This window comes from Microcoleus sp. PH2017_09_SFU_O_A, assembly GCF_020738625.1.
In the GTDB taxonomy this organism is placed as follows: Bacteria; Cyanobacteriota; Cyanobacteriia; order Cyanobacteriales; family Microcoleaceae; genus Microcoleus.
In genome coordinates, this window is sequence record NZ_JAEQCF010000025.1 from 30,856 (window position 1) to 47,619 (window position 16,764).

The window sequence follows — 16,764 nt, forward strand, 5'->3', positions numbered from 1 at the left end:
GTCAGTATCTAAACTCTAAAATATCAAATTTTATTCATTATTTGTAGCAGGCAAAAAAGAGGTAAATTCAGTGCAGAAGAAGTCAACTATTCAACAAATTTTGTGGAGGGGGTTTGGTACAATCTTTACGTTAATACTTATAGCAAATATTGTATCACAACACACTAAAAATACTTTAGTTAAGTCTTTAGATAACGTTACTTCGAGCCATAAAATTTTGCAAGAATTGGCACAGTTAGATATGCTTTTGCTGGAAGCTGAGACTGGTCAGCGCGGCTATCTGTACACGGGAAAAGAGAATTTTTTAGAGCCATACAATGAAGCAAATGCAAGCATTAACGTGCAACTAGCAGAGTTGAGAGAGAAGATGAAAAATCCGACACAACAAGAAAAACTCGGTCAATTGCAAATCCTGATTAGAGAAAGAATCGATTATTTAGAAAAAACTATTCAACTCCGCAAATCTGGTCGAGAAGAGGAGGTAAAAAAAATAGTAAGTGCTGGAACAGGACTAGAAATTATGGCGAAGTTGAGGGGTAAAATCACAGAAATCAAAGAAACTGAAAATCGATTCTTGGATGAAAGAAAGAAATTCGCCCAGGAAGCTGAAATTTTTTCAACTTACTTTGCTGGGGCGAGCACTTTGATTATTGTCGGAGTTGGGGTGTTAATTTCTTGGGTAATTATCCGGAATATCGCGCAATCCTTGGGAATAGCAGTAAAAGTTGCAGAAGAGGTATCGGCGGGCAATTTAACTGCCAATATTTCAGCAAATTATCAGGGAGAAGTTGGCAAACTACTCGCCGGATTCCAAAGCATGACTCAAAGCCTAAGTTCCTTGATCGGGCAAGTACAAAATTCTGGTCTTCAAGTAACTGCTTCCTCTCATGAAATTGCTGCCTCAGGCAAGGAATTGGAGGAAGTAATCGCCAAACAAGCAGCTTCGATTAGAGAGGTGGAAGCTACTACAAAAGAGATAGCTGCTACTTCTCGACAACTGAAGCAAGCAATGCAGGGAATTACTTCTACCTTCCAAACTACCACAATAGCAGCAGAGGGCGGTCAGCGGAATTTAAGCCACATGGAAAATACCATGCGGGAATTATCAACCGCCACAACTTCTATTTCTAGCCAACTTAGCAACATCAGCGAAAAAGCTAATAATATTAGTCGAATTATTATTACAATAACCAAGGTAGCTGACCAAACTAATTTACTTTCTTTGAATGCTGCCATAGAAGCAGAAAAAGCAGGAAAATATGGTATGGGTTTTGCTGTAGTTGCTAGAGAAATTCGGCGTTTAGCCGATCAAACTGCTGTTGCTACTTTAGATATTGAAAAAATGGTTAAAGAAATGCAGGCAGCAGTTTCTACTGGGGTGACGGAAATGAACAAGTTTACTGAAGAAGTAAATGATAGCGTTGAGGATGTGGAAAGTGTGAGCTGGCAACTGACTGAAATTATCGAGCAGGTGCAGGCTATCACTCCGCGTTTTTCAGTGGTAAATCAGAGTATGGAGGCTCAATCGGAAGGCGCTCAGCAAATTAGCGAGGTGATGGTGTATCTGAGTCAATCGTCGTCGCAAACGGCGGGCGCATTGCGCGAAATTAACGGTGCTATCTCTCAATTAAATGAGGCATCTCAAGGTTTGCGTCAAGAAATTTATCGGTTTAAAGTAAGCAATAAGGATGTAGAAAATGTTTAAAAATATCAGTTTTAAAAAGCGCCTGAATGCTGCATTTATTTTTCTAGCTGTGATTGTTTTAGCTGTGGCTTGTATTGGTTGGAGCGGCACTTCTCGGCTGGGTGGACATATTGATACGCTAGCTAGTAATAGCCTGCCGAGCGTTAGTGGATTGTGGAAAGTTAATGAAGGACAAACGCAAATTGAGTCGTCGGAACGGGCTTTACTGGATCTGGAACTCAGCCCAGAGGAAAGGAGAAGTGAGTTGACGAGAATTCAGAAAGCTTGGGAGCAGATTAATGAGGGTTTCAAAGAGTATGAAACCACATCCAGAACTGCGGAGGAAGATAAGATATACAAAGAATTGCAGGCTAAATGGGATATCTGGAAGAAAAATCACGAAGCTTTTTTAGATTTAAATAAAAGATTTGAGAGTTTAGGAATTCTCAACCCATTTAAAAGGCAGATCGAACTGATTGGCCAAGGGAATACTAAGTCGCCCGATATCGAGGCTGCTAGAAGGGCTGGGGCGTTTTACAATCAATTGAGCGATCGCGCCAAAGCGAATCGACCCTCGTTTGAATCAGCTACTAACTTAATATTGGAAGACCTCAAAATCAATGAAACAACGGGACAACTAGCTAAACAGCAGTCTAAAAACGATATTAGTCAAACCACATTCTGGGTAATTTTGGGCATGATTCTCGGGCCGCTAACGGCTGGACTGTTTGGACTGTTTCTCACGAGCGCGGTATCCCAAACTCTGGAAAATCAAATAGATCTGTCGGGCCTCAGAATTAGTGGATCTACGAACCAAATTGCCTCCTCCGGCAAGGAATTGGAAGCGACGATGAATCAACAAGTGGCTTCGACTAATGAAGTAGTAGCCACGGCTAAAGAAATTGCTGCTACTGCTATGCAACTGGCGAGGACAATGGATGAAGTTTCGGAGATGTCCCACCAAGCTGCTCAATCTGCCGGCGGCGGTAAACAAGAAATTGGTCGCATGGAATCCACGATGAATAAATTAGCAGATTCTACCAGTGCGATCTCGGGTAAATTGGGAGTTATTAGCGAAAAAGCTAATAATATTAACAGTATTATCACGACGATTACGAAGGTGGCAGATCAAACTAATTTGCTTTCGCTCAACGCGGCTATTGAAGCGGAAAAAGCGGGAGAGTACGGGTTGGGTTTTGCGGTGGTGGCTAGGGAAATTCGCCGACTGGCAGATCAAACGGCGGTGGCTACTTTGGATATTGAAAATATGGTTAAAGAAATGCAGTCTGCGGTGGGTGTTGGCGTGATGGAAATGGATAAGTTTACTAATGAGGTGCGCCGCGGGGTGGAAGATGTGCAAACTATTAGTTTGCAGTTGGAATCGATTATCCAGCGGGTGCAAGCTTTGACTCCGCGTTTTGAAGAGGTGAATGAGGGGATGGATGCACAGTCTCAGGGTGCTGTGCAAATTAGCGAGGCGATGGTGCAGTTGAGTGAGGCTTCTTCGCAAACTGCGTCGGCGCTCCGGGATATCAATGGGGCGATCGGGCAAGTTAATGATGCTACACTCGGTTTACGCCACGAAATGCTAGCGTTTTTAAAGTAAATAGGGAGTCGGCGGATCGAGTCGGTTTTTTTAGCTAGTCAGACGGGAATCCCCACACTATATCGCTTCGATTAGTGTGGGATGAAAGGCGCGTGAACCGAGGATTCCACATCTTCATGTCCTCGTCAGCATAGCGGGCGAGCAATGAAGGTGTGGATGACGAGATCAACAAATCTTTATCTGCTAGCATCATTACTCGACACAATTATTAAATTACTACTTGACTTTATCTAGTATTTTCTGGTATTTTTATGACCAGCAAATGCGTAAAGGTCGTAGCGCAATGAAAGTAACGTATCAGTATCAGTTCTATCCCGACACCAATCAAAAATTAACCCTCAACCATTGGTTGAGAATTTGTCGCTATTGGTACAACAGACAGCTAGGCGATCGATTTGATTGGTGGGAAAGAAACCGCACTGCTATAAATGCTTGTCCATTGGTTGCTAGCATCTCTGCGCCTCGCGAAAAGCCCAACTACTACTCTCAAAAGCAACAATTGCCCGCCCTCAAAAAAGACCTAGTAAAAGTCTTCCACAGTGGTGAGCTATTGGACTTCAAGCAGGTAGATTCAACTATCCTGCAAGATGTTTCTAAACGAGTAGATAAAGCCTTTGAACGGTTTATAGTAGGGGATAGTAAAGGCGGTCGATCGGGTAAACCCCGATTCAAGACTGAAGCTGATTACCGGACGATGACTTTTTCTACGGCTAACAGCGATTGGATTAAGTTGGTTCGCAAGAATTGGTTTTATATCCGATTGCCGAAGTTGGGCGTGATAAAAGTTCGGAGGCACCGCCCAATCCCCGATGGATTTACCGTCAAGCAAATTAGTGTAACTAGAAAGGCTGATGGTTGGTTCGCCCAGATAATGCTTGAAGACGCTTCAGTACCCCAGTTTATTTCTGACAAAGTTACCCCAAACTGGGATAACTCAATTGGGTTAGATGCGGTGCTGCATGAAGATGTCTATTTAGCAACGTCATCGGGCGAAAAGTTGCCTTCATTGAAACCGCTTCGCAAAAACCAAGCTAAGTTAGACCGCATTTCAAAAAAGCGGAATAAGCGGAAGCGTGGCTGTAGCGCCCGACGGAAATTAGCAAAAAAAGAAGCGAGACAGCACCAAAAAATAGCGCGTTCTCGCCAAGACTTCCACTATAAAACAGCTCACAAACTTGTCAGGTCTGGAGCTAAATTCTTTTTTCACGAAGATTTGAACTTAAAAGGCTTAACGAAGCGGAATAAAGTTAAGCAAGACGATGAGGGTAACTACCTCCCAAACGGTCAATCAGCCAAATCAGGACTAAACAAGTCTTGGCTGGATGCTGCGTTTGGTCAATTTTTCAAGACGCTGGAATACATAGCCGAAAAAGCTGGATCAGCCGTCGTTCCGCAAAAACCTGCTTATACCTCAATGCTTCTGTGCTATCGGAATGAAATCGTTTTCACCGATTGCGGTATGCGAAGCTATTGGGACGAGCAACATTCTTTAATGGTCGATCGCGATATCAACGCTTCGATTAATTTGAAGAAATTGGGGTTGGACATTTTCCCCAAAATAAAACGCCGTAGTGGGAATCTTTCTGTAGTAGGAACTATAGATGACAGTACCGCGAAGGAAATCTTGCATACCCTTCATCGGGCTGCTAAGAAGCCCACATCATACCTGTACTCAGGTTGATGTGGGAGTATGTCACTTAAATCAACTGGTGCGCGGTGCGCACGCTACAAACTGGTGCGCGGTGCGCACGCTACAAACTGGTGCGCGGTGCGCACGCTACAAACTGGTGCGCGGTGCGCACGCTACAAACTGGTGCGCGGTGCGCGGTGCACACCCTACAAACTACTACAAACTACAAACTGGTGCGCGGTGCACACCCTACAATCTAAAATCTAAAATCTAAAATCTAAAATCGAATGACTGATGATTGCTGGAATCGGATCGGAGTTGGGGGCGATCGCACTTGTCCTCAATTAAAAACATTTATTCACTGCCGCAACTGTCCAGTCTATTCCGACGCGGGCCGGAGTTTGCTGGAACAGGAATTGCCGACTGGATATCTGGAAGAGTGGACTAATTTATTGCGATCGAGTCAAGGAGTAACTAACGCCGTCACGGCTGCGGGTACTATATCTGTAGGTATTTTTAGGCTTAACGGCGAATGGTTGGCTTTACCGGCGGCGCTGTTTAAGGAAGTGACGCAGATTTCTGTTATCCACACTTTGCCACACCGCAGTAATAATATACTTATCGGCTTGGTGAATATTCGCGGTGAAATCCAGTTGTGCGTTTCCCTAAAAGCACTTTTGGGATTGGAAGCAGCAGATGCTAGCCGACAAAATATTAGTCCTGTTGTTTACGAAAGGATGGTAGTTGTTGAGAGAGAAGGCAGCCGCTGGGTGTTTGGAGTGGATGAGATTTACGGCATTCACCGCATTCTCCCGGAACAAATCAGAAATGTTCCATCTACTGTTTCTAAAGTGCCAGAAACTTATACTAAAGGGATTATCAGTTGGCAGGGGCAAAGTGTTTGTTATCTCGATGATGATTTGCTGTTTTATACGTTGAATAAGAAGATTATCTAATGAATTGGGAATTGGGCATGGGGCATTGGGAATTGGGCATGGGGCATTGGGAATTGGGCATTGGGTGAATGGAATCTGGCGAATAAAAGCGGGCGAAGGTCATTCGCGCCTACACAGACGAAACCCGCCTCCGCGGGTTGAAGAACGGGCGAAGGGAATTCGCGCCTACATGAACAAAACCGGGCGAAAGTGGGTTGGAATAAATTAAGGAATAATAAAAAATGAGCAATCAAGATATGAGCAATTTCTCCATGATGGATTTATTTCGCATGGAGGCGGACACTCAAGTAGCAGTATTAAATGAGAACATTTTGGTATTAGAAAATAACCCTAATTCTCCGGCTGAACTGGAATCTTTGATGCGGGCGGCCCACTCGCTCAAGGGCGCGGCGCGGATTGTGGGACTGGATGCTGCTGTGCGAATCGCTCACGTGATGGAGGATTGCTTTGTGGCGGCGCAGGCTGGCTCGATCGCCCTAGACTCACCTGATAAGATTGATGTGATGCTGCGGGCGATCGACCTTTTGGCCCAAATCAGCCAGATTCCGGAAACCGAGATCGAAAATTGGCTCCCGGTTAATCGATCGCAAATTGAAACCTTAGAAACTGCCATCTTAGCAATTATCAATAACGAACAATTAGATTTGGGCAGCCCAGATGAAGCAGAAACAATAGAACAAGAGACCATTGTTGAAACAGAAATTCTGCCGGAATGGGAGCCGCAATTACCTGTTGATTTTACCGCAGAAATAACAGACCACGTACAATTCAATTCTGATATTCCTCATGAAATATTGCCCGATTTGCCACAGGTTGAAAGTCCAGAAACTCGGTTGCTTAAAACTGATTTATCGATGTTAGCTTTATTTGCCGGAGAAGTAGAAGCACAATCAATACTATTAAACCAAACTTTACTCTCGCTCAAAAATAACCCCAATGAATATTTAGACTTAGACTCCCTTGTTAAATCCGCTCATTTAATAAAAGGTGCTGGCAGAATAGTTCAGTTCCATGAAGTTGTTAAACTTGCGAAGGCGATAGAAGATACATTTGTGGCACTTCAGAAGCACAAATCTAGCTTAAATGCCAGTCAAATTGACACCCTGCTCGCCGGAGTAAATTTTCTGGTAAATATGCAGGAAATTCCGGTACTGAAAATCGAAGCTTGGCTGGCAGAAAAAGAGGCAGAAATAGATAATATTGTCGCAGATATAAGTAAGATTCTTGAATTATTAACAACTAAACAATCGGCAACAACTGCCGCAGTTGTTTCACAAAAATCTGCCGAAGCAACGAGTCCCCAAACAACCCCGACACCACAACCAAAACCTCAAGATAATGCTTCCCAACGCACAAAGAATAGCGGTCAAATTTCCCCCGTCGCCAATTCTACAGCAGTAGCTGTAGAGCAACGACCGACTAAAATTGTTAGCGCAAAACCTGCACCTTCAAATCTCAGGGAAAACGCTCAAAAGCCTAAAACCGCTGACCGCGTAGTACGAGTAAATGCGGAAAACTTAAACCGAATTATGGGTTTGGCAGGCGAATCTTTAGTAGAAGCAAAATGGCTGCAACCGTTTGCTGATTCATTATTAAAACTGAGAAAAAACCAAGGACAGCTTTATAATTTGTTGGAGAAATTGCAGGAATCTTTAAGCGATTCTGTTCTAGATCAGCGATCGGAAGATTATCTCGGCAGTGCTCGCAAAAAAGCTAATGATTGCCGCCATATTTTGTCCGATCGCCTCAACGAACTAGAACTGTTTGCCCGCCGTTCTGCCAACTTGTCCGATCGCTTGTACCGAGAAGTTATTGCCAGCAATATGCGACCGTTTGCTGACGGCGTTTCAGCTTTTGGGCGAATGCTGAGAGATTTGGCGAGACAGTTGGGTAAGCAAGTGAAATTTGAAGTTGTTGGCAAATCTACTCAGGTAGATCGAGATATTTTAGAAAAATTAGAAGCACCGCTAACACACATTTTGCGTAACGCTATCGACCACGGTATTGAACTCCCAGACGCACGTTTGGCTGCGGGAAAATCGGCTGAAGGTACGATCCGACTGGAAGCTGCACATCGGGGCGGGATGCTATCAATTACCGTCTCGGATGATGGAAAAGGAATAGAACCGGAAAAACTCCGCCAAAAAATTGTCACGAAAGGTATGGTAAGTGCGGAAATGGCTGCGAAATTGACTGAACCGGAATTGATGGATTTTCTGTTTTTGCCTGGTTTTTCTACTGCTAGTCAAGTGACGGAAATTTCGGGCCGCGGTGTTGGTTTGGATATTGTGCAAAGTATGGTGCAGGAGGTTGGTGGCATTCTCCGGGCGACATCTATGCCGGAAAAAGGTATGAGTTTTCATTTGCAGTTGCCGCTAACTCTGTCGGTAATTCGGACGCTGTTGGTGGAAATTTCGGGGGAACCTTATGCTTTTCCGCTGACTCGGATCGATCGCATTGTGATGGTTGAGTCTGCTGATATTGCGATCGCCGAAAACCGACAGTATTTTACTCTTGACAACCAAAACATTGGTTTGGTGACAGCTTATCAGGTGTTGGAGTTAGCTGCGCCACCTGAAAAGTTGGATTTGCTGCCGGTGATCATTGTGAGCGATCGCTCTAGCAGTTATGGTTTAGCTGTGGATAAGTTTCTGGGCGAACGCGATTTAGTTGTCAGGCCTTTAGATCCGCGTTTGGGTAAGGTAGCGGATATCAGCGCGGCTGCTTTTATGGAAGACGGTACGCCGGTGCTGATTATCGATGTTGAAGATTTGGTGCGATCGACTGATAAACTGCTGGCTGAAAGTCAGTTACAGAAAGTTAGTAAAACCGAACAAACTGCTGAATCAACAACTCGCAAGCGCGTTTTGGTAGTAGATGATTCAATTACTGTTCGAGAAGTAGAGCGCAAACTTTTAGAAAATCAAGGATATGAGGTAGAAATAGCTGTTAATGGTATGGATGGTTGGAATGCTCTGCGTACCGGGCAGTTTGATTTGGTAATTAGCGATGTTGATATGCCGCGCATGACGGGGATTGAGCTGGTTAGTCAAATTAAAAATCATTCGGCCCTAAAGTCGATTCCGGTAATTATTGTTTCTTACAAAGACCGCGAGCAAGATAGAATCAGAGGATTGGAAGTGGGAGCGGATTATTATTTAACTAAAAGCAGTTTTCACGACGATACGCTGTTAAATGCGGTGGTTGATTTAATCGGTGAGGCTTGAAAAAAAATCTCGGGTTAAGTTTTTTTAATTAAAAACTAAAAATACGACCAAAATGTGGTATGAATAGTGGTAGGCTGCGTGATAGTTCGTAATTCAATCGGTAATTCAATACGCTTGGCCCCGAGCCCGGAGATCCCCCCTAGCCCCCCTTAAGAAGGGGGGAACCGGAAGCACTCAAAGTCCCCCTTCTTAAGGGGGATTTAGGGGGATCTCCGGGCCCGAAAAAGTGTTAACCCAACAGTATCGATCGCTAATTGAGAAGCGGTTTGCTGCCTCCGTCTACAAGTTTAGTTTTAACTGACCGACGAACACCATTCTCAGGAACAGGCAAGATGCCTGTTCCACAAAAAAATTCATCTCTTGTGGAACAGGCATCTTGCCTGTTCATAAAAGGCTTATTGACAATAGTGCAATATCTCAGTTTTAAAGAAAAGGCCGCAGCATAAAAAACTGGATCGGCCGACTTCGACAACTACCCGCAACTGAAAATTAATTAACTATGAGCAATTTCAACATGAAAATAGCGATCGTCAACGACACGTTGATTGCTGCTGAAGCTTTGCGCCGAGTTTTGGTGACGGTACCGGAGTATGAAATTATTTGGATAGCGGCGGATGGGGCCGAAGCTGTGTCCAAGTGCGCCCGCAATACACCGGATGTGATATTGATGGATTTGATCATGCCGGTGATGGATGGTGTTGAGGCGACGCGCCTGATCATGAAGCAATCTCCCTGCGCGATTCTGCTAGTGACATCTTCGGTGACAGGTAATGCGGGCAGGGTTTTTGAAGCTATGGGATATGGAGCTCTGGATGCTATTAATACGCCAATTTTGGGGTTGATGGGCAATTCCCCAAGCGGCGGTATGGAGTTGTTAAAAACTATTTCTAAAGTCGCTAGATTGATTGGTAAAAGTAACTCGACTTCTTTATTTCACAGCGCAACTCCTAAATGCTTGACTCCGCCGCTGCTGGCGATCGGCTCTTCGACTGGCGGGCCCCAAGCTTTGGCAACTCTGCTATCGGCTTTACCTGCCAATTTATCGGCGGCTGTGGCGATCGTCCAACACGTAGATGCTGAGTTTGCTCCTGGTTTGGCAGATTGGCTGAGTCAAAAAAGTAAGTTGGCGGTGAGTGTCGCAGTTGCCGATCGACCTTTGGAAGTCGGTAAGGTGATAATTGCCGCGACTAACGACCACTTAGTATTACAATCGAATTTAACACTTAAGTATACGAAAGAACCTTTAGAATATCCTTACCGCCCTTCAGTGGACACTTTTTTTGAGAGTGTCGCTCAATACTGGCCGGGCAAAGGGGTGGCAGTGCTGTTAACCGGTATGGGCAAAGACGGCGCTAAAGGGCTCAAAGTTTTGCGATCGGCAGGCTGGCACACGATCGCCCAAGACCGCGCTACCTCAGTAGTTTACGGGATGCCGAAAGCTGCTGCTGATTTGAATGCGGCTGTGCAGGTTTTGCCGATCGAGGCGATCGCCCCAGCCTGCATGAAATATCTCGTGTAGAAAATACTAGAGATGTTTGGGCCATAAGGCTTAAGTGGTTGAGCACAATGGCCGAGGTCGTGCCAGACTCTCAGCGATCATAATCAATCTATTGGGGTGATGTTTTGGGATCGCGATCGCGCGTGTATCTTGCCAGCAGTCTGTAATTTCACGGAATGCTGCGGTTACCGGGCACCTGCTAGCAAGCAGCAGTCGGCTGACCCAACAATTAGCGATCGTAGCCCTTGCAATCAATGTCAAGCGTGCTAGGCTGTGTAAAGATTTTACAAAAATCAGCGGATAAAACTTTACCAACCTGGTATTATCACCTGGTAAGCGTACTTAAATAATACCGGGTCGCTATTGACACTTAGAAAATATTTAAGTAAAAGTTTCGATCCTCTCCAGACAATGGCCGTTGCCCGATCTAGTTATGAAATTAACTCACTCTCAGGCTATTGAATTCGATTGCAGTTGTGCACTAAATCAACGAGAAAGTCAAATAGTCAACGGCAACGTGGTAAAGTTGAAGTTTGAGGATAGGGGAAACAATGGGAAAAACCCAGTTACCGCCAGAGATAGCGCCATTCTCAGTAACCTCAAATTGGAGAAAAGCCGTCACTCGATCGACTTAAATTTACCTTTAAATTCAGAAAGCAAAAAAATATCTAGCTTGACCGAATACACTGTTACAGTTTTACTGATTGACGATCAGGAAATGATCGGCGAAGCGGTGCGCCGAATGCTTGCTAATGAAAAAGACATTAAATTTTATTACTGTAACGATCCAGCTCAAGCAATTAAGAAAGCATTAGAGGTGAAGCCAACAGTCATCCTCCAAGATTTAGTAATGCCAGAAATAGATGGATTGCAGTTGCTGCGCTTTTTTCGAGGGAATTCGCTGACGCGAGACATTCCGATGATTGTTCTCTCCAGTAAAGAAGAAGCGGAACTAAAAGCGCAAGCATTTTCCTTGGGTGCTAACGATTATTTAGTAAAACTGCCCAATCCAGTCGAACTCATTGCTAGAATTCGCTATCACTCAAAAGCTTATATGCACCTGCAAGAAAGGAATCTCGCCTATCAAACCATGCAGGATTATCTAGTCAAATTAGAGATAGAACAAAAAAAATCTCAGGAGTTGCTGTTAAATATATTGCCAGAGGCGATCGCCGAAAGATTAAAAAAAGAACAAGGTGTAATCGCCGACGAATTCGCAGCAGTTAGCGTGATGTTCGCGGATATTGTTGGCTTCACCCAGTTGTCAGCATCAATATCGCCCAAAAAATTAGTACATTTACTCAACGATATATTTTCCAAGTTCGACGATCTCGCCGAAAAACACGGTTTAGAAAAAATTAAGACAATTGGTGACTCTTATATGGTAGTGGCGGGGTTGCCAAATCCGAGAGCAGATCACGGAGATGCGATCGCCGAAATGGCCATAGATATGCAAGAAGCCATAGTGAAATACAGAGAAGAGTTCGGTCTCACTATTAGCATCCGCATCGGCATTCATTCGGGCCCAGTGGTAGCTGGAATCATCGGGACAAAAAAGTTTATTTACGATTTGTGGGGCGATACAGTAAATACCGCTTCCCGCATGGAATCTCACGGTATCCCGGACGGAATTCAGATTTCCGACGCAACTTATTTGCTTATAGAAGACAAGTATGAGTTTGAAAAACGCGGTTTAATCAATGTCAAAGGTAAGGGCCAAATGGCTGCTTATTTATTAAAAGGAAGATTGGAAGTTGATTTTTAATTGGGAATTGGGAATGGGTAATTGGGAATTGGTAATTGGGAATTGGTAATCGGTAATTGGGAATTGGTAATTGGGAATTGGTAATCGGTAATTGGGAACCGGTAACTGGTAATTGGTAATTATTGATTAAGGGGTGTGAGATATGAGTAGACCAGATTTTGAGGATTTGGATGTTTACAAGTTGGCTGAAAAATTGGCAAATGAGGTTTGGTTTATCGTCAAAGAATGGGACTATTTTACAAAAGATACTATCGGGAAGCAACTTGTACGCGCCGCCGATAGCGTTTGCGCTAATATTGCAGAAGGACGTGGTAGATATAATTATCAAGACAATCGGCGTTTTGTCAAGATTGCCAGAGGTTCTTTGTATGAAACAATCAGCTTTTTGAGGCTAGCATATGCCAGAAAATTAGTGGGAAGTGAACAGGTAAAAAGATTCCAACCAATAATTGATGAATTGTCACCGAAGCTGAATGCTTATCTACAGTCAATAGGTAACAATCAAGAAAAATAATTGATTAATAATCAGAGTATATATAGCAATTATCAAGTGAGGTACAGTATTGGTAATTGGTAATGGCTAATTAGCAAGACAAATAGCGAGTAGATCGCGAAAGTTTAGAACCGCTATGAAACACCAATTACCAATTACCAATTACCAATTACCAATTACCCATTCCCAATTACCAATTACCAATTATTAAATCTAACTCTTATGTTTCGAGATAATATTGTTCTGCTTCCGACCAATTTAGTTTAAGTAACGAATCTTCTCCACTTGAAAGCTTGAAACTCGGCTTAATTGGTTTTACGCCCAAAGCGCTAATAATCTGCGCTGCTACAGCTTTCGCCAATAGTGGCGGTACAGAATTTCCGACTTGGCGAAAACCGTGCCATTTTGTGACGTGAAATCTAAACCAGTCAGGATAGGAATGCAATCGCGCTGCTTCTCTGACTGTAATGCACCGAGGCGCGATCGGGTGAATTGGCCTTGGCGAAGTATAAGCGCCCCTCGCCCTGTCGGTTCCAGCCCTGAGAGTGTTGCAAACTCCGTCGGGGTGCAGCTTGTAAAAACGGCTGATCGGCTCTTTTTCGCCGTAGGCTGCGGCTGCAAATCTTTCCATACATTCGGCAGAATGTTTGGTGCGCCGACTGCATGAGAGGATTTGTCGATCGTACTGGCGATCGTAAGCATAATCATTATCAAAATCATCGAATCCGCGCAAAAAACTCGCGTAATCGCTGCTGCACTTTCCGTACTCCGCCATTACCCAATCTCGGTGCAGCAACTCGTTATACTTTTCTACTTCCGGCAAATCTCCAATCGCATCCAAAACTGTCGGAACCGCAGGTAAATTAACTTTTTTATAGCGTTTAGGAAGTTTCTTTTTAGGCAAAAAAGTAGTTGGCTGAGGATATTTTGGCAGATCGTAGTCTTTTTTGCAACCAATCAGAAACAATCGTTTGCGAGCTTGCGGCACTCCGTAGTGAGCGGCGTTGAGAACTTGATAGTTTTCTTCTACTTGATAGCCTGCTTCCAGAAAAGAGCTAATTAAAAGATTCAGGAGTTCTTTGTGTTCGCCTGCTACAATTCCCGGCACATTTTCCATTACAAAAAACTTGGGTTTTAGCTCCAAAACTAAGCGCAGAAAGTGGAAAATTAGAGAATTTCGCGGATCGCCGACATCGCGCTTCCCCATCAGCGAGAATCCTTGACAGGGCGAACCGCTGATTACTACGTCGATTTCGCGCCGCCCGATCGCAGATTTTTGCCGAATTTCTGCTCCCGTCAGCTCTGAGACATCTTTGCACAATACAGAACACATCGGGAAATTGAACTCGTGGGTAGCGCAGTGGATGGGGTCAATTTCGACTGAGGCAAGTACATCAAAACCTGCTTGTTCAAAGCCCAGCGTCATGCCGCCTGCGCCTGCAAATAAATCAACAGCGATCGGTCGCTTTTTCCGATAGCTTGACATAATATTTCAATACTAAAATTGTTTTAAGAAGCTGTATTTATTTTAACATTTTTGATTATTTCGGCAGCCGCGCGATCGCACACACCGACCTCTCCCAGACTTTCCCGCATTTCCCGATAATCCGCCAAGGTTTGCTGGCGCCGATCGGCATTTTGCAGCAATTCCAGGGAGTGGAAAACTATATTTTCGGCAGTAGCCTCGTCTTGCAGCAACTCCGGGACGATCTGCTTCATTTGCACCAAATTGGGCGGAGAGATAAAAGGAATCGACAATTTCAGCAGGTGGCGAGCAATCATTGCCGTAATGCGACTGACGCGGTAGGCGACAACTTGCGGAACGTCGAGCAAAGCTAATTCCAAATTAACAGTACCAGATTTGGCGATCGCAAAGTCGGCAGCAGCCAAGATTTCCAGATTTTGATTTTCCAACAAAGTAGCCCGCAAACCGTAATTCTCGATCGCTTCTTCGATTTTGCTGCGGAAAGCTGCTTGAGAAACCGGAATCCAGAAATGAACCTCCGGCAATTTAGCTTGAATAATGCGAGCAGCCTCAAATATCACCGGCATCAGGTACTTGAGTTCTTGCTTTCTAGAAGCCGGAATTAGCGCGACTGACACCTGTTCCGGCTCAATTCCCAAAGTTTTGCGGGCAACTTCCCGACTGGGCGCAGATTGCATTCTATCCAGCAAAGGATGACCAACCCAACTGACTTGAGAGCCTTTGGCGCGATAATAAGTAGCTTCCTCGGGGAAAATCGCCAAAATGCGATCGGCAATATTGACAATCAGATCGGTATTGCGAGGAGAAATCGAGCAAACCCATTCTTGAGGCGCGATGTACCAAACCACCGGCAAATCGGGCAAACAGCGGCGAATGTAGCTACCAATACCGAGATTTGGAGTCAAATAATCAATCAATACAACAACATCGGGACGGAATTTTTTTAGATATTGTTTAGCTTTTTGCTGAACTGCGATCGTTGGCAAAATATACGGCACAGATTCTATAATACCCATAGAACCAATACCCAGAGTATCGCCTAAAATAGTAGCGCCAGCTTGAGCCATACGAGGGCCGCCCAATGCGGTTATTTCCAACTCCAAACCAGCGGCGACAGCATGACGTTTTAAAGCTGCAACTAACAAAGCTCCTTGCAAATCGCCAGAAACCTCACCAGTGCTGATAAAAATTTTCATAAACTCCTCAATATCCTCGGTAAGGTGCGTCAGACAAAAACTGTTTGAGTTACCTATAGCTGGTGACTGACGCACCGTACAGCTTCCTTCTCTTCCTTCGTGTCCTTCGCGTCTTCGCGGTTCAATAATACTAATTCTTTGAGTCCGCAAGAATTAATATAAGGCTCATTCATTTTTTACCAGGAATCAAGCCTCGCCGCCCTTTGGTTACAGACTGTTGCACAAATCTCCGCAGGTGCTGCAAGTGATGATTTTCCGGTAACAAATCCAATTGTTCCAAAGCTTGATTGAGAGTGTAGCCAGAATGGTATAAAATCCGAAAAGTTTTCTTTAAAACTAGCAAATCTTCTGGAGTTAAACCTGCACGTTCGAGGCCTATTTTGTTGATAGCTCGCACTCGCGAAGGATTCCCTTCGACTAGCATATAGGGTGGCACATCTCGATCGATCCTGCTCAAGCCACCGATCATGGATAAGCGGCCGATGTGGACAAACTGATGAACGCCCAAAACCCCGCTGAGTCTGGCTTGAGACTCAATTTTGACGTGTCCCGCTAGGGCTACAGCGTTGGCAATGATTACTCGATCGGCAATATCGCAATTATGGCCCACATGAACGTAAGCCATCAACATATTATTATTGCCGAGCGTCGTGCTTTCCCCCGCTCCAGTAGCGCGGTTGATTGTCACGTATTCCCGAATCACATTGTTGTCGCCAATTGTCACCCTAGTCAGAGAACCCTCATATTTGAGATCTTGAGGTTCCAAACCAATGGCCGCACCAGGGAAAATTTGATTGCGAGCACCTATTTCTGTTAGCCCGTCGATAATTGCATGGGCACCAATCTTAGTCTCCGGCCCGATTTTCACTCTTTCCCCAATTACAGCATAAGCACCCACTTCTACAGTCGGGTGCAGTTCGGCGCGGGGATGAATCACAGCAGTTGGGTGAATCAAAGTAAGCATTTTTCAGTTTTCAGTTGTCAGTTTTCAGTTTTCATGCCAAATCAAGCTTAAATACCCCGTTTATTTCTTAGTCCGCGGAGGCGGACTTCGCTTGTGTAGTAGCGATTTCAATCGCCGAATCATCAAGGAGTAACAAACCAGAATTTAGTATCAGTAGTCCCTTGATACTCCCCAGCCCGCTCCGGGACGGGGATTCTTGAAGAGTCCAAATGCGAACTTTCAAAGGCGAAATCAAAGCGCCTCTACTGACTCCTTCAAG

The 16,764-nt window shown here is 44.5% G+C and carries 11 protein-coding genes; 8 read left to right on the forward strand and 3 right to left on the reverse strand.

From position 1 onward, the window contains the following. The first annotated feature begins 70 nt into the window (after window positions 1–70). From JGK16_RS11980 to JGK16_RS12015, 8 genes are all read left to right on the forward strand, one after another. Window positions 71–1,705, forward strand: coding sequence for a CHASE3 domain-containing protein (locus JGK16_RS11980; protein ID WP_293190601.1), 1,635 nt, complete (start codon window positions 71–73; stop codon window positions 1,703–1,705). Next, on the forward strand, window positions 1,698–3,290 hold the full coding sequence (locus tag JGK16_RS11985; RefSeq protein WP_293190600.1) for a methyl-accepting chemotaxis protein: 1,593 nt from the start codon (window positions 1,698–1,700) through the stop codon (window positions 3,288–3,290). Before JGK16_RS11980 ends, JGK16_RS11985 begins: the two co-directional genes overlap by 8 nt. Window positions 3,291–3,573: 283 nt before the next feature. Beyond that, a complete protein-coding gene (locus JGK16_RS11990) occupies window positions 3,574–4,971 on the forward strand; it encodes a transposase (RefSeq protein WP_293190599.1) in 1,398 nt (465 codons plus the stop codon). A gap of 236 nt (window positions 4,972–5,207) precedes the next feature. Next, window positions 5,208–5,876, forward strand: coding sequence for a chemotaxis protein CheW (locus tag JGK16_RS11995; RefSeq protein ID WP_293183950.1), 669 nt, complete (start codon window positions 5,208–5,210; stop codon window positions 5,874–5,876). 221 nt (window positions 5,877–6,097) lie between these two features. Next, window positions 6,098–9,103, forward strand: a complete 3,006-nt coding sequence (locus JGK16_RS12000; protein ID WP_293183952.1) for a hybrid sensor histidine kinase/response regulator — start codon at window positions 6,098–6,100, stop codon at window positions 9,101–9,103. Window positions 9,104–9,602: 499 nt separating this feature from the next. Continuing rightward, on the forward strand, window positions 9,603–10,622 hold the full coding sequence (locus tag JGK16_RS12005; RefSeq protein ID WP_293183954.1) for a chemotaxis response regulator protein-glutamate methylesterase: 1,020 nt from the start codon (window positions 9,603–9,605) through the stop codon (window positions 10,620–10,622). 412 nt (window positions 10,623–11,034) lie between these two features. Then, window positions 11,035–12,366, forward strand: coding sequence for an adenylate/guanylate cyclase domain-containing protein (locus tag JGK16_RS12010; protein ID WP_293183956.1), 1,332 nt, complete (start codon window positions 11,035–11,037; stop codon window positions 12,364–12,366). A 142-nt stretch (window positions 12,367–12,508) separates the two neighbouring features. Further along, on the forward strand, window positions 12,509–12,880 hold the full coding sequence (locus tag JGK16_RS12015) for a four helix bundle protein (RefSeq protein WP_293183958.1): 372 nt from the start codon (window positions 12,509–12,511) through the stop codon (window positions 12,878–12,880). Between the two features lie 199 nt (window positions 12,881–13,079). Here JGK16_RS12015 and JGK16_RS12020 read toward each other — a convergent pair whose 3' ends face one another. The 3 genes from JGK16_RS12020 to lpxA form a co-directional block, all read right to left on the reverse strand. Continuing rightward, window positions 13,080–14,345, reverse strand: coding sequence for a DNA cytosine methyltransferase (locus JGK16_RS12020; RefSeq protein WP_293190598.1), 1,266 nt, complete (start codon window positions 14,343–14,345; stop codon window positions 13,080–13,082). A 23-nt stretch (window positions 14,346–14,368) separates the two neighbouring features. After that, entirely contained in the window at window positions 14,369–15,541 is a 1,173-nt protein-coding gene (gene lpxB / locus JGK16_RS12025) for a lipid-A-disaccharide synthase (RefSeq protein WP_293190597.1), read from the reverse strand. A gap of 169 nt (window positions 15,542–15,710) precedes the next feature. Continuing rightward, window positions 15,711–16,505, reverse strand: coding sequence for an acyl-ACP--UDP-N-acetylglucosamine O-acyltransferase (gene lpxA, locus JGK16_RS12030; RefSeq protein ID WP_293183966.1), 795 nt, complete (start codon window positions 16,503–16,505; stop codon window positions 15,711–15,713). Window positions 16,506–16,764 lie beyond the last annotated feature (259 nt).

Bases quoted from the DNA above. Each gene is read 5' to 3' on its own strand.
- JGK16_RS12015 (WP_293183958.1), top strand. From the start codon at position 12,509: ATGAGTAGACCAGATTTTGAGGATTTGGATGTTTACAAGTTGGCTGAA.
- JGK16_RS11985 (WP_293190600.1), top strand. From the start codon at position 1,698: ATGTTTAAAAATATCAGTTTTAAAAAGCGCCTGAATGCTGCATTTATT.
- JGK16_RS12010 (WP_293183956.1), top strand. From the start codon at position 11,035: ATGAAATTAACTCACTCTCAGGCTATTGAATTCGATTGCAGTTGTGCA.
- JGK16_RS12005 (WP_293183954.1), top strand. From the start codon at position 9,603: ATGAGCAATTTCAACATGAAAATAGCGATCGTCAACGACACGTTGATT.
- JGK16_RS12020 (WP_293190598.1), bottom strand. From the start codon at position 14,345: ATGTCAAGCTATCGGAAAAAGCGACCGATCGCTGTTGATTTATTTGCA.
- lpxA (WP_293183966.1), bottom strand. From the start codon at position 16,505: ATGCTTACTTTGATTCACCCAACTGCTGTGATTCATCCCCGCGCCGAA.
- JGK16_RS12000 (WP_293183952.1), top strand. From the start codon at position 6,098: ATGAGCAATCAAGATATGAGCAATTTCTCCATGATGGATTTATTTCGC.
- lpxB (WP_293190597.1), bottom strand. From the start codon at position 15,541: ATGAAAATTTTTATCAGCACTGGTGAGGTTTCTGGCGATTTGCAAGGA.
- JGK16_RS11990 (WP_293190599.1), top strand. From the start codon at position 3,574: ATGAAAGTAACGTATCAGTATCAGTTCTATCCCGACACCAATCAAAAA.
- JGK16_RS11995 (WP_293183950.1), top strand. From the start codon at position 5,208: ATGACTGATGATTGCTGGAATCGGATCGGAGTTGGGGGCGATCGCACT.